This window comes from Neisseria sp. P0009.S007, assembly GCF_051962515.1.
Window position 1 is genome coordinate 1 of sequence record NZ_JBQCVF010000982.1, and the last position, 343, is coordinate 343.

Here is a 343-nt window from a genome sequence, read left to right on the forward strand (position 1 = left end):
TTGTGTTATTACACATCCGGTTGAATGGTGGGGTACTGTTCAAAAGGCTGATGAAAATCCAGATATACGTCGTAATGCAACTTGTGAGAAACAACATATTATTCAACAACAGTCAAGTTATTCATATTTAGATAATAAAGATAAAGCTAATACAGTTTTTTGGGCTGAATCATATCATTCTAGAACTGATAGATGGAATGATAAACCTTGGGAAAATAAACATCCTTTTTGGAGTAATGCAGGTTTCACAAAGGATGCCTCTAGAGGGTTGTATGAAGCTTATATGTTAGGAACATGGGGATTATCATATTCAATATTTAAACATGATTATAATGGTGCGGAT

Annotated in this window: 1 protein-coding gene; it reads left to right on the forward strand. The window is 33.5% G+C overall.

The features are described 5' to 3' along the window. The coding region (locus tag ACTHS3_RS17425) for a hypothetical protein (protein WP_440368688.1) at positions 1 to 343 on the forward strand (343 nt) is incomplete at both ends.